This window comes from Methylocystis suflitae (genome assembly GCF_024448135.1).
In the GTDB taxonomy this organism is placed as follows: Bacteria; Pseudomonadota; Alphaproteobacteria; order Rhizobiales; family Beijerinckiaceae; genus Methylocystis; species Methylocystis suflitae.
The window spans coordinates 1-12,237 of the sequence record NZ_JAMRYX010000102.1 but is presented as its reverse complement, the minus strand read 5'-3'; the positions used below and the strand labels follow the sequence as shown (position 1 = coordinate 12,237).

Below are 12,237 nucleotides of genomic sequence, written 5' to 3'. Positions count from 1 at the left end.
TTGGAAATATGGAAAAGAATGGCGCCATAGCCGCTCTTGTCGCGCTGGGTCACGAAACGCGGCTCGATATTTTTCGGCTGCTCATGCAAGCCGGGCCCAAGGGGCTCGCCGCTGGGCAAATCGGCGAGCGGCTCGCGCTCCCGCCAGCGACGCTGTCTTTCCACCTGAGCCAGCTCAAGCACGCGGACCTCATCACCTTTAGGCGTGAAAGCCGGTCGCTGATCTACTCGGCGGCTTATCCGGTCATGAGCGCGTTGCTTGCCTACATGACCGAGAATTGTTGCCAAGGCGCAACCGCCCCATGCGAAGGCGCCGCTCCTTCAACTTGCCAGCCAAAGGGAAGCCATGAAACGCCTGCACGTGCACGTATCCGTCGATGACCTTGCGGGGTCCATCCAGTTTTACAGCGCGCTTTTCGCGTCGGCGCCGACCGTCGCTAAACCTGACTACGCGAAATGGATGCTGGATGATCCGTGCGTAAACTTCGCGATATCGTCGCGCGGCGGAGGGGCGGGCGTCGATCATCTCGGGATCGAGGTCGAGACGAGCGAAGAGCTGAAAGAAGTCTATGGCCGTCTGCAACAGGCTCAACGGCCTGTGCTGGAAGAGGGCGCGACAACCTGCTGCTACGCCAAGTCGGAGAAAGCATGGACGTCCGACCCGCAAGGGCTCTTGTGGGAGTCGTTCCTAACAAGCGGCGAAAGCACGATTTACGGCGACGATGAAGCGCTTGCGAGATTCCGCACGAGCGCCGTGAAGGAGGAGCCCTCACCCTGCTGCGGCGCGAAGCCAGCGCCCGTGATTGAAGCCGCCTGTTGTTCTGGAGCTCAGAATGATTGAGACGGTTTCAGGCGCAAGCCATGGCCACAAAAGGACGCCTGAGCGATGACCATCACCATCTACCACAATCCCGCCTGCGGCACGTCGCGCAACACGCTGGCGATGATCCGCCAGAGCGGCGAAGAGCCGGTCGTCATCGAATATCTGAAAGATCCGCCGACGCGCGAGCGACTTGTGGAGCTACTGAAAGCCATGGGCATTTCAGCGCGCGAGCTGCTGCGCCAGAAAGGCGCGCCCTATGACGCGCTCGGCCTTGGCGATCCAAAGTGGACGGAAGAGGAATTGATCGGCTTCATGCTCGAACATCCGGTTCTCATCAACCGTCCAATCGTCGTGACGCCGAAGGGCGCGCGGCTGTGCCGACCCTCGGAAACCGTGCTCGATATCCTCCCCAATCCCGCCATTGGCGAGTTCATCAAGGAAGATGGCGAAGTCGTCATCGGCAGCGCCCCGCAACCTTAATCCTGAAAGGACGAAAATGACAACCATTCAAGTTTTTGATCCCGCCCTATGTTGCAGCACCGGCGTCTGCGGCGTCGAGACCGATCAGGCGCTCGTGACCTTTGCCGCCGACGTTGATTGGGCGAAGCAGAACGGCGCGCACATCGAGCGCTTCAATCTCGCCCAGGAGCCCATGGTCTTTGCCGAAAATGCGAGAGTTAAGGGCTTTCTCGAACGCTCGGGGCAGGAAGCCCTGCCGCTGATCCTCATTGACGGCGAAATCGCGCTCGCCGGACGCTATCCGAACCGCGAGGAACTTGCGCGCTGGGCGGGCCTCAAAAAGGTCGAGGAAACAAAACCAGGTGCATGTTGCAGCGGCTCCTCCTGCTGCTGAAAGGCCGAAATGAAATTCCTTGAACAGGCTCCGCGCTTCCTTTTCTTCACGGGCAAGGGCGGCGTTGGGAAAACCTCGATTGCCTGCGCGACGGCGATAAAACTCGCGGAAGCCGGACGCCGCGTGCTGCTCGTCAGCACCGATCCGGCCTCGAATGTCGGGCAGGCGTTCGGGGTCGGCATCGGCGATAAAATCACGGCGATTGACGCCGTGCCGAACCTGTTCGCGCTGGAAATTGACCCACAGGCCGCCGCCCAAGCCTATCGCGACCGTATCGTCGGCCCCGTGCGCGGCAAGCTGCCGGACGCCGTGGTGAAGGGCATTGAAGAGCAGCTTTCCGGAGCCTGCACGACGGAAATCGCCGCCTTCGACGAATTCACCGCGCTGTTGACGGACAAGGCCATTACATCGGGATACGACCATATCATTTTCGATACGGCCCCGACCGGTCACACCATCCGCCTGCTGCAGCTCCCCGTCGCGTGGAGCGGCTTCCTTGAGGCGGGGAAAGGCGACGCATCCTGCCTCGGTCCGCTTGCCGGATTGGAAAAGCAGCGCGCGCAATACAGCGCCGCGGTCGGCGCTTTGGCTGACGGTGGGCGCACTCGCCTGATCCTCGTCGCTCGCGCGCAAAATTCGGCGCTGTGCGAAGCCTCGCGCACGCATGAGGAGCTGGCGGCGATAGGCCTGCATCAACAATTCCTCGTCGTAAATGGTCTGCTGCCAAAGGAAGAAGCGGCGCTCGATGCGCTCGCCGCCGCCCTTTACGCGCGCGAGCAAGCCGCTTTGGCGGCGACGCCCGATGCGCTTCGGGGCTTGCCCTGCGACTATGTGCCGTTGAAGCCGTTCAATCTGGTCGGGCTCGATGCGCTGCGCCAGCTCCTCGTTGCGACGCCATCGCACATCGAAGCGGCAGTCGGCGAACCCGTCGAACTGCACGCGCCCAGCCTGTCAGAACTGGTGGACGGCGTCGCCGCCGATGGTCATGGCCTCGTCATGCTGATGGGCAAGGGCGGCGTCGGCAAGACGACGCTTGCGGCGGCGGTCGCCGTCGAACTGGCGCATCGCGGACTGCCCGTCCATCTCACCACCTCCGACCCTGCCGCGCATCTCGCCGAAACGCTGCATGGTTCGCTCGACAATCTGACCGTGAGCCGCATCGACCCGCACGCCGAAACCGAACGCTACCGGCAAGAGGTGCTGAGGACGAAGGGCGCAAAGCTCGACGCGCAGGGACGCGCCCTACTCGAAGAGGATTTGCGTTCTCCGTGCACGGAGGAAATCGCCGTCTTTCAGGCCTTCTCGCGCGTCATTCGGGAAGCGGGCGAGAAATTCGTCGTCATGGACACCGCGCCGACCGGCCACACGCTGCTGCTCTTGGACGCAACGGGGGCCTATCACCGCGAGGTTGCGCGGATGCTGGACGCCAAGGGCGCGCATTACACGACGCCGATGATGCAGCTTCAGGACGCGCGCAGAACCAAGGTTTTGCTCGTGACGCTCGCGGAAACGACGCCGGTCTTGGAGGCCGCCAATCTGCAAGCGGATTTGCGACGTGCGGACATCGAACCTTGGGCGTGGGTCATCAATAACAGCGTCGCGGCGGCGCGCCCACGCTCGCCCCTCTTACGCAAGCGCGCCGAGAACGAGCTGGCGGAAATGGAAAAGGTCGCGACAATCCACGCGCGCCGCTACGCCGTCGTGCCGCTGCTAAGGGACGAGCCGGTCGGGGCGCCGCGCCTTCTGGAATTGGCTGGCCATGCGACTGAACCCGCCTGAAACGCTCGTCATCCTGTTCGGCCTGCAAGGAACGAGCGGATCATTGGGCCGGAAAAAGAAAAAGGCGAGGACGTCCGTTTCCGAACGATCCTCGCCCAAGGCCAGCCCTTTGGCCTAATCCGGGTGCGCGACTCTCGGCGTCAATTGGCGCAGGAGACGCTACGCATGTAACGGACGCGACCCCGCTCGTCAGCTTTCGGCGTGATGACGAGCGTGCAGTCTTCATCCTCCGCGCCGTAGGCGCGCCCCACTCGGATTGCCGGCCCGCGCGCAAGCGGACGCATGCCGACGTCGTTAAGGCTCACGGCGGCTTGGACGCCAGTGGCGGTGGATTGAATCTTCGGATCAGACGCTGAAGGCGCGGCTGCGACAGCAGCAACCGCGCATATGGCGACTGTGAAGCCGAGAACAATCCGGGACGTGCGGCTTGCGAAAGGGCTTTCGCGCGAAACGGCCATTAATAGGGCTCCCACAGGGTGGATCGGGAATTCTCTCCCGGCTCGCTACTCGAACGATGCGAACCTGGACGCTTCCTCTTTTGCCGGGGAGAAACGCGGCGGCCCCGCTAATGGTTCCGCCGCAGTCACGAAATTTACGAAATTTTAAGATTTAGCCTTAAATCCGCCCTATCGCTCAAGACGGGCGATGAGGCTCGACGTGTCCCACCGCCGCCCGCCCATTTTCTCGACCTCAGCGTAGAACTGGTCGACGAGCGCCGCGACCGGCAGCCGCGCGCCATTGCGCCGCGCCTCGGCGAGGCAGATCGATAGGTCCTTGCGCATCCATTCGACCGCGAACCCGAAGTCGAACTCGCCGGCAAGCATTGTTTTTGTGCGATTTTCCATCTGCCACGACTGCGCCGCGCCGTTCTTTAGGAGATCGACGACGTTCTCTGCGTCGAGGCCGGCGGCGACGGCGAAATGCAGCGCCTCCGCCAGGCTCTGGACGAGGCCGGCGATGGCGATCTGATTGACCATCTTGGTGAGCTGCCCGGCGCCCGGCGGTCCCATCAGCCGGCACGCCCGCGCGTAGCAGGCGATCACCGGCTCCGCCTTGGCGAAATTCGACGGATCGCCGCCGCACATGACGGTCAGCGCGCCCTTCTCGGCTCCGGCCTGGCCGCCGGAAATCGGCGCGTCGATGAAGCCGAACCCGCGCTCGGCCGCTGCGGCGTGGAGTTCCCGCGCCACCTCCGCAGAAGCCGTCGTATGGTCGGCGAAGATCGCGCCCGCCGACATGCCCGCGAAGGCGCCGCCGTCGCCGATCGTCACCGCGCGCAGATCGTCGTCATTGCCGACGCAGGAAAAGACGAATTCTGCGCCATTTGCGGCTTCGGCCGGCGTCGAGAACCATGCCGCGCCGGGATGGTCCGCCACGAATTTCTCGGCCTTGGCGGCGGTGCGGTTATAGACCCGCACCTTGTGGCCGGCGCGATGAAGATGGCCGGCCATGGGATAACCCATGACGCCAAGGCCGATAAAAGCGAGCGAAAGGGGCTCCATAATCAGCCGCCCGTCATGCTCATGTGGCGCGCGACAGCGGGCGCCGGCGCGGTTCGATCGATCACAAAATCGTGGCCCTTGGGCTTGCGCAGGATCGCGGCTTCGATCGCCTGATGCAGCAGCGCGTCGTCGGCGCTTTCGCGCAGCGGCGCGCGAAGGTCCGCCGCGTCCTCCTGGCCGAGGCACATATAAAGCGTCCCGGTGCAGGTGACGCGCACGCGATTGCAGCTTTCGCAGAAATTATGGGTGAGCGGCGTGATGAAGCCGATGCGCCCGCCGGTTTCGCGCGACCGCATGTAACGCGCCGGTCCGCCGGTGCGATAGTCGATCTCGTCGAGCGTGAAGGAGTTGCTCAGCCGATCGCGCACCTCCTGCATCGGCAGATATTGGTCGGCGCGTTCCGGCCCCTCGAGTTCGCCGAGCGGCATCACTTCGATGAAGGTCATGTCCATCCCGCTTTCGTGCGCAAAGCGCACGAGCGGGACGAATTCGTCTTCGTTCACGCCTTTCAGCGCCACGGCGTTGAGCTTCACTTTGAGGCCGGCGGCGCGGGCCGCGGCGATTCCCGCCAGCACCTGGGCATGTGCGCCGGTGCGGGTCAGGGCGCTGAAGCGGTCCGGGTCGAGCGTGTCGAGAGAGACATTGACGCGCCGCACGCCGCAGTCGGCGAGTTCGGCCGCGAAACGCGAAAGCTGCGAGCCGTTAGTGGTGAGCGTCAGCTCCTCGAGCGCGCCCGTGTCGAGATGGCGCGAGAGGGCGCGAAACAGCTTCATCACGTCGTGGCGCACCAGCGGCTCGCCGCCGGTGATGCGCAGCCTTTTGGTTCCGCGCGAGACGAAAGCGGAGCACAGCCTGTCGAGTTCCTCGAGCGTCAGCAGGTCGCGCCGTGGCAGGAATTGCATATGTTCCGACATGCAATAGACGCAGCGGAAATCGCATCGATCCGTGACCGAAACGCGCAGATAGGAGATCGTCCGCCCAAAAGGGTCGACAAGCGGCGCCGGCGCGGCGGCCGCGGGCGTCGCAATTGCAGGCCCTCTGGCGTGGGCGTTCATCCTTACCTCGAACCGGCGGAAATTCGGCGTCCTCCATATATTGCCGGAACGCGGCCCCGTGAAGCCCACCCCTTAAGTCGGCAAGGGCCGAGACCAGGAGAAAGGAGAGGTCTGCCGCGGCATGTCGCCTCATCGGGCGGCGCCCCAGCCGAAGTCCCTGTCGAGCAGCGCGTAGAGTTCTTCATTGTAGGGCTGGAAAAACGCGGCCAAATTCTCCCGAACGCCGTCGTCGAGTTTTCCGGGCGGACCCGGATTTTGCTCCTCGATCACGAGCGGCTCGACTTCGGGCAGGCCAAGAAAGGCGTAAATCTCCTTCGCGGTCGATTGCGGATCTCGAAAAAATTCCGCCGCATCGACGATGAAAACGCGGTCTCTGCCGAATTTCTCGAACAGCAGGCGCATAAAGGGCGCGTAGATGCTGTGCCGCAAATAGCCGGCGCGCGCGCCGGAAAACGCATGCGGCTCCATGCCGCCGCCGCGTATCGTCGCCTTTTCGGCCTCGATCAAGGTTTCGAAATCCGGAAAGCCCTTCCAGTGCGGATCCTGCGTCTTGCGGCTGATGAAACGCTTCTGATCCCATCGCCAGTGCGAAAAGGCGCGCGCCACCGGATCGCGCAGAACGCAGATGATGCGCATGTCTGGAAACATCGACTGCGCCAGGAATATCCATAAGGGATTGGGCATGACCGGCGTGCAGTAGCCGGTGATCGCGCCGCCGTTCCGCTGCTCCGCCGCCCTTTGCGCCGCGAGCGTCGGAAAATGCGCCATGAGCTCGCGCATCGTCTCCGTGAAGGAGATTTCCTTCGACAGCGGCAGCACGACGTGCGGATGCTGGAAAATATAAGAGGAGAGAAAAGACGTGCCGGAGCGCACCGCGCCAATCGACGCGAAGGACGGCGCCATGCGTTCGCCGGAGCCGAGCGTGCGCGCCCACACCCGCCATTTTGGCGGATTGAAAAAATAATAGCGTCGGAAGTTGTGTGCGACTTCCAAGGGCAGATTCCGCCACGCGCCGCCGGCTTCGGTTCGCCGGCGGAAGTCCTGATAAGGACGGTGAAGCGTCTCGAGTCTTTTCGGGTCGACGGCGAGGCCGGAAAAGGTCCCATTCATCGACATGTCGGGGACGGAAACAGACATGAGTCATTCTCCAATCGGGCGGACGCCGACCTCAAACTGCGGTCAAGAACGGTTGAATGACTTCGAGGAGCCGATCAGCGACTTGATCGGGCGATCCATCCAACGTCCGTAAAATCAGTTCAGGCCGCTCTGGCGGCTCGTAGGGCTGATGTATTCCCGTAAAATTCGCGATTTCGTTGGCGAGCGCGCGCCTATAGAGCCCTTTCGGATCGCGCGCGACACAAGCCTGGAGCGGCGTGTCGACGAACACTTCAACAAATTCGCCGGGCGCGAAAAGTCGCCGCACCGCAAGTCGTTCGGCGCGGAACGGTGAAATGAGCGCGCAGATGACAATGAGGCCGGCCTCGGTCATGAGCTTGGCGACCTCGCCGACCCTGCGGATGTTTTCTCTTCGATCGATGCTTGTAAAACCCAGATCTTCGTTCAGCCCGCAGCGCAGCATGTCGCCATCGAGAAGGATCGTGTGCGCGCCGCGCGTCACAAGTTTTCGCTCGACAAGATTGCCGATCGTCGATTTGCCCGCGCCAGACAATCCGGTAAGCCAAATGACCGCCGGACGCTGGCCCTTGATCATCGACCGCTCGCGTTTCGTCACCGCGATCGACTGCCGTTTCGGGTCGGTCAGGTTCGCTGCATTCGCGCAAAGCGCGTCGGTTTGATCTTCGTGATAGGCGGAGGTTGCATCCGGCGACCGGCGATCATGAGGGAGTGGGGTCGAAGTCCGCGACGTCATGCCGACGCTCCGACCAGAGTCTCGATCCGCGACGAGCCCTCGGCGATCCTTTCGCCTCTGGCCCGCGCGAAACTCGCTTCGAGCGTTGCGAGCGGATCAGGGCTTCGTCCGCGCGACCGCCAGCATATGTATCCGTCGGGCCTCACGAGCAGCGCGCCTTCTCGCGAGACGCCGAGACGCGGCAGAAACAGCGCGTCGGGGTCGACGACGTCAAATCCCAGGCGGCAGACGCTAAGCGGCGCCCCTGAACGACGGGCGACACGTTCCGCCGCCTCGATCCAGTCGCCGCCGTCCAGACCGGCGAAGAGCATAAAATCGCGTCCGATCAGATCGTGAGAGGAGATCGTCTCCTCGCCGCGCCGCAGCCAGACATGCGGAAGACGCGCTCCGGGCGCGCCGCTCGGGCGAAGAGGATCTTCGACGCATGCGCCATCGTCGAATTCATCAGGGATGATTGCGTCAGAGCGGTAGCGATAGCCCATCGATGTTTCGAGAAGTCCATATTCGTCTTCCCGAATGCGGATGTCCTGACGATCGGGCAGGAGGCGCTCGACGTAATTGGCGATGGATCGCGCGATCGCGATCCGCGCGACGGGCCTACGCTCGATCGCATAGCTATCGAGCAGCGAGGGCGCGGCCTGGTCCTTGACGACGAGCGCAAGTTTCCACGCCAGATCTGCGGCGTCCTGGATCGCGGTTTGTCCTCCCAATCCGCCGACGGGCGGCGTGATGTGAGCGCAGTCGCCCGCAAGAAACACCCGCCCGAAAGACATGCGATCGGCGAGGAGAGCGGCCATCCGCCAGGGTCGTATGTCGTGAATCTTTACCGCAAGGTCGGCGACGCCAAGTGATTGTCGAACCAGCTCTTCGCATCGCACTTCATCGAAATCTGAGGCCTGATTGCGGGTCGAATCATATTCTATGTTGATCTGGCCATGGTTGGGTTCGTCGCAGGTGACGAAGGCGCCGCTGAACGCCGGGTTGCGCAGATAATAGAGCGCAAATCCGTCGCCCGGCAGGATAGCGTCGAGATCGGCCTCAAACAGCACCGAGATCGTATCGGCGAGAACGCCGGGACCTTCCAACTTGACGCCGCCGGCGTCGCGGATCGTTCCGCCGGCGCCGTCCGCGGCGATCATGTAGTCGGCAAAAACCGTCGTCTCTTGTCCCGACGCCTCGTCGCGCAGGATCGCTTCGACGCCGTCGTTCCGCTGCGAGAAGCGCTCCAGCGTCGTCGAAAATCGAACGTCGGCGCCGTTCTCGCGAGCGAAGCGCAGCAGCACGGGCTCAACCCGATCCTGGCCCGCTGTGCATATCTTGCTGGGTGATACTGCGGTCGCATCGAGCGACGTCTTGGTGACGAGCGTTTCAATCGGCTGGCTCGTCGCCGTCTCTGCGATGATGAGCGTGGACTCATTGGCGCCGGCGCGACTTGCCGCAAACAGCGCATCCTCCAAGCCGGGGACGACGCGCAGAACTTCCATGCTGCGGCGGTTGATCCCGTGCGCTTTAGGCAGTCGCGACGTTGACGCGCGTCTCTCGACGAGACGGCAGGGGACGCCGCGCCATGCAAGCAGCGTCGCCGCAGACAGACCGGCATAGCCGGCTCCGACAATAAGAACTGGGACTCGCTCCACGCTCATTGCACATGTCCTTTGGAGGGCCACGAGACGCCAAGAGGCTCCTCGGGCGCGGATCGAAGTCCGCGCCAGAGCAAGAAAACAGCGACGATCTCAGGCCAGATCAGTGACTGATAGGCGATCGCCGGATTGTTCACGGAGAGACCGAACAGAATGAACAGCGGCGCGATGAGCCACTGCGCAAGCACATCGACGGATGTCAGTTCTGAGAAGGCGCTCCGAGCGAGCGTTAGTCCTCGGACGATGCTTCCGATGAATCGGACGGGTATGGAAAGAGCCAAGCAGGCGACGAAAACGGACCACCAGGGTCCGTGTTGGCGGTAGAGAGCGTCCCCGATCCAGTCGCGCGCGAAGAGCAGCAAGACGGCGGCCGTCAGCGCGATTGGCGCGCCGACCCGAACCATCGGCGCGAGCGTCGTCATCCACTCTTCATGAGAACTCGACGGCAGGCGAATGGCGAGAAAACGCGTCAGCGTGATCAGCGGACCAAGAATGAACAGCATGAAGGTTTGCGCGGCCGCGTAGGAGTCGAGGCGTTGACCATTCGCGGCGTAATGCCAGGGGAGCGAGAAGAGCGTTAGCGAGAAGAGCATTGCAGCCTGCGGCGACAGCACCCGCAATGCTTCCCAGAAAGCTCCACTCAGAAAGGAGCGCGCAAAGGCGAGTTCAGGAAGGCGCAATTGGCGCGCGCCATGCGCGTGCAGCCGTGTCCACAACCAAAAGGACGAGGCGGCGGCGACGACGCAGCCCGCGAGAAAACAGCCGGTAAAACCCAATCCGAGGGTCTGTATAAACAGGACGTTGGCCCCGGCTTTCGCTGGAATTTCGGCGAGCTTCCATGTGAGAACCGAACCGCCGCGTCCGAGCGCGTGCAACAGGAATCCCTGCGTGTTCGAAAGAACTCGGAATGGCGCGCCGGCGACCAGCCAAAGGATCGGGGCGCCGATATAGGGAGCGGCGACGGCGTCGCCCATCATGGCGTCAAGAACGACCGGATAGGCGAAGTAGCCGAAAATCGCTGTTGCGACGCCAAGCGCGAGGGAGAGCGCGCAGGTTTTTTCGATCGCGTCGGCGGTCGCGCCATTCTTTTGAGCATGGCCAAGTGCGATGGCGGCGACGGCGGCGGAAGCGATGGTGACCGCGACATCGAGCAGCGTGATGCGCATCAGAATCGCATAGGCCCCTGACGCACGGCCGCCCAATCGCGCGACCATGGCGAGATCGATCTGCATGATGAAGGCGGCTGCGGAGGTGCTGGCGAACAGGAACCAGTATCCGCGCCACAGCGGCGCGCTTGTCATCGCGCGAGGCTCTGCCACCCCGGAAAGATGTCGAGTTCAAAGCTCGGCAGCGTAAAGTAGCCGAACAGGTCTGAAGGCGCCGGCAACGGCTCCTCGGGTTCAATAAGCTCGATCTCCCGTCCCAAGCGAACGTTGCGGCATTTCCAGCCGATGACGAGATCCGCCGTATCAGCGCATCCGATCACGATCCCGCGGCTTCGACCGCGATCGAGGATCGCCCAACGTGCGGCGGAGGCCGCCATGATCGAGCGGAGATATTTGTCGTCCGCCAACAGCCGTTCCTTGAACGGCGATTGGCGCAGCCAAACATAGACCCAAAGATAATAGGACCAGTCGAAGGCGAGCTTCTTCTCTCCGGCCCAGGCCATGAAAGGCCGAAAAATTGACATGCCGTCCGGACCGGAAAGCTCCAATAGCTCTGGGCAGATGTCGAAGAGCGTGTGCCAATAGACGCGCAGGCTCACGTCGATCCGCACGAAAGCCTTGTGGTCCGCGGGATATTTTGCGTTCAGCTCCGGCGACATTAGCGCAGGGTAGAGGTCGCGATCAGTTCGACTAGGCAGTGAGAGCAAGGTCGTGACGCCTTTCTTCCGGTTGGCCGAACAGATCGCGCAGCGCTTTCAGATCGACGACGATATCGTCAAACTCGATCTGATCGTCGCGCTCATAGGTCATCGTTGCGCCAGGCTTGTCGAAGACCGATCGAAAATTCCGAAGGAAGGCGAGCGTGTCCGGCGCCAGCGCCTCGGCGTGGGTGTCGAGCGAAATGAAGGGCTCGATCAAGGATTGCCGGTAGCCGGCGACGTGAAAATGCTGGGCGTTGGCGATGACGTTGCGCCAGGCCTCGAACGGCGTCCCGCAATTGCGATGGGAGCAGACGGCGTTGGAGGCGTCGAACAACACGCCCGCGTCCGTTTCCTTCATGAGGCGCTCGAAGAAGGCGGGCGCCTCTCTCCCCCCATCCATGATCGAGGGGTAATTTTCAAAATGAATGCGCCGCCCGACGATCTCCTGCCACTCGACGACCTTGTCGCGCACCACTTCATATTCGGCGGAATAGTCGATTTCGCCCAAGTGAAAGAAGGCGCGCCCTTCGTGAGAAAAGCGCAGAATATGGTCGGAGACGTAAATCGGATTTAATGCGTCGATATAATCTCTGAGCCGAACGGCGAAATCGACGAGCGTCGGCCGATCGGCTTCGAGAAACCTCGAATACATAATGTGCAGGCCGATCGGGCAATCGAACGCCTTGGCCAGTTCGTCCGGATCGACGCAGAAAAAATTGTCGATGAGAAATTCGCAATAGTCGATGCGCCCCTCGGCGAGCAGCCGCTGGACAGTGTCATAGGTGTCGCCGAGCGTGAAATTGAAGCCAAGCCGCATCTCTTTGTCGCCTTCGTTTTGGCCGCGTAACG

13 protein-coding genes and 1 pseudogene are annotated in these 12,237 nt (G+C 62.5%); 5 read left to right on the top strand and 9 right to left on the bottom strand.

The genetic code is table 11. The annotated features are described in order from the left end of the window. Positions 1-8: 8 nt before the first annotated feature. The 5 genes from NEI07_RS08595 to arsA are packed head-to-tail and all read left to right on the top strand — an operon-like array spanning position 9 to position 3,454. Positions 9-380 carry an ArsR/SmtB family transcription factor gene (locus NEI07_RS08595; RefSeq protein WP_328516967.1) on the top strand — a complete coding sequence of 124 codons (372 nt, stop codon included), beginning with the start codon at positions 9-11 and terminating at the stop codon, positions 378-380. Continuing rightward, the gene (locus tag NEI07_RS08590; RefSeq protein WP_256034019.1) at positions 346-840 is read left to right on the top strand and encodes an ArsI/CadI family heavy metal resistance metalloenzyme; all 495 of its coding nucleotides are present in this window, start codon (positions 346-348) and stop codon (positions 838-840) included. Before NEI07_RS08595 ends, NEI07_RS08590 begins: the two co-directional genes overlap by 35 nt. A gap of 45 nt (positions 841-885) precedes the next feature. Beyond that, complete coding sequence (gene arsC / locus NEI07_RS08585; protein WP_256034018.1) at positions 886-1,302, top strand: arsenate reductase (glutaredoxin); 417 nt, start codon at positions 886-888, stop codon at positions 1,300-1,302. Between the two features lie 16 nt (positions 1,303-1,318). Continuing rightward, positions 1,319-1,675, top strand: coding sequence for an arsenite efflux transporter metallochaperone ArsD (gene arsD / locus NEI07_RS08580; protein ID WP_256034017.1), 357 nt, complete (start codon positions 1,319-1,321; stop codon positions 1,673-1,675). A gap of 9 nt (positions 1,676-1,684) precedes the next feature. Continuing rightward, positions 1,685-3,454, top strand: coding sequence for an arsenical pump-driving ATPase (arsA, locus tag NEI07_RS08575; protein ID WP_256034016.1), 1,770 nt, complete (start codon positions 1,685-1,687; stop codon positions 3,452-3,454). Between the two features lie 140 nt (positions 3,455-3,594). On the opposite strand, the gene NEI07_RS08570 is transcribed toward arsA, so the two are convergent. The 9 genes and pseudogenes from NEI07_RS08570 to mbnB form a co-directional block, all read right to left on the bottom strand. Continuing rightward, a complete protein-coding gene (locus NEI07_RS08570; RefSeq protein ID WP_256034015.1) occupies positions 3,595-3,759 on the bottom strand; it encodes a hypothetical protein in 165 nt (54 codons plus the stop codon). Positions 3,760-4,080: 321 nt separating this feature from the next. Next, complete coding sequence (locus NEI07_RS08565) at positions 4,081-4,956, bottom strand: NAD(P)-dependent oxidoreductase (RefSeq protein ID WP_256034014.1); 876 nt, start codon at positions 4,954-4,956, stop codon at positions 4,081-4,083. A 2-nt stretch (positions 4,957-4,958) separates the two neighbouring features. Then, positions 4,959-6,011 carry a GTP 3',8-cyclase MoaA gene (gene moaA / locus NEI07_RS08560; RefSeq protein ID WP_256034013.1) on the bottom strand — a complete coding sequence of 351 codons (1,053 nt, stop codon included), beginning with the start codon at positions 6,009-6,011 and terminating at the stop codon, positions 4,959-4,961. A 129-nt stretch (positions 6,012-6,140) separates the two neighbouring features. Beyond that, complete coding sequence (locus tag NEI07_RS08555; protein WP_256034012.1) at positions 6,141-7,148, bottom strand: sulfotransferase family protein; 1,008 nt, start codon at positions 7,146-7,148, stop codon at positions 6,141-6,143. A gap of 31 nt (positions 7,149-7,179) precedes the next feature. Further along, positions 7,180-7,755 (bottom strand): annotated as a pseudogene (gene cysC, locus NEI07_RS08550) (adenylyl-sulfate kinase); the annotation flags it as partial. A 122-nt stretch (positions 7,756-7,877) separates the two neighbouring features. Next, positions 7,878-9,524 carry a methanobactin biosynthesis FAD monooxygenase MbnF gene (gene mbnF, locus NEI07_RS08545; protein ID WP_256034011.1) on the bottom strand — a complete coding sequence of 549 codons (1,647 nt, stop codon included), beginning with the start codon at positions 9,522-9,524 and terminating at the stop codon, positions 7,878-7,880. After that, entirely contained in the window at positions 9,521-10,822 is a 1,302-nt protein-coding gene (gene mbnM, locus NEI07_RS08540; RefSeq protein ID WP_256034009.1) for a multi antimicrobial extrusion protein MatE, read from the bottom strand. Before mbnM ends, mbnF begins: the two co-directional genes overlap by 4 nt. Continuing rightward, positions 10,819-11,394 carry a methanobactin biosynthesis protein MbnC gene (mbnC, locus tag NEI07_RS08535; protein ID WP_256034007.1) on the bottom strand — a complete coding sequence of 192 codons (576 nt, stop codon included), beginning with the start codon at positions 11,392-11,394 and terminating at the stop codon, positions 10,819-10,821. Before mbnC ends, mbnM begins: the two co-directional genes overlap by 4 nt. Beyond that, on the bottom strand, positions 11,378-12,205 hold the full coding sequence (gene mbnB / locus NEI07_RS08530) for a methanobactin biosynthesis protein MbnB (RefSeq protein ID WP_328516970.1): 828 nt from the start codon (positions 12,203-12,205) through the stop codon (positions 11,378-11,380). Before mbnB ends, mbnC begins: the two co-directional genes overlap by 17 nt. Positions 12,206-12,237: the final 32 nt, after the last annotated feature.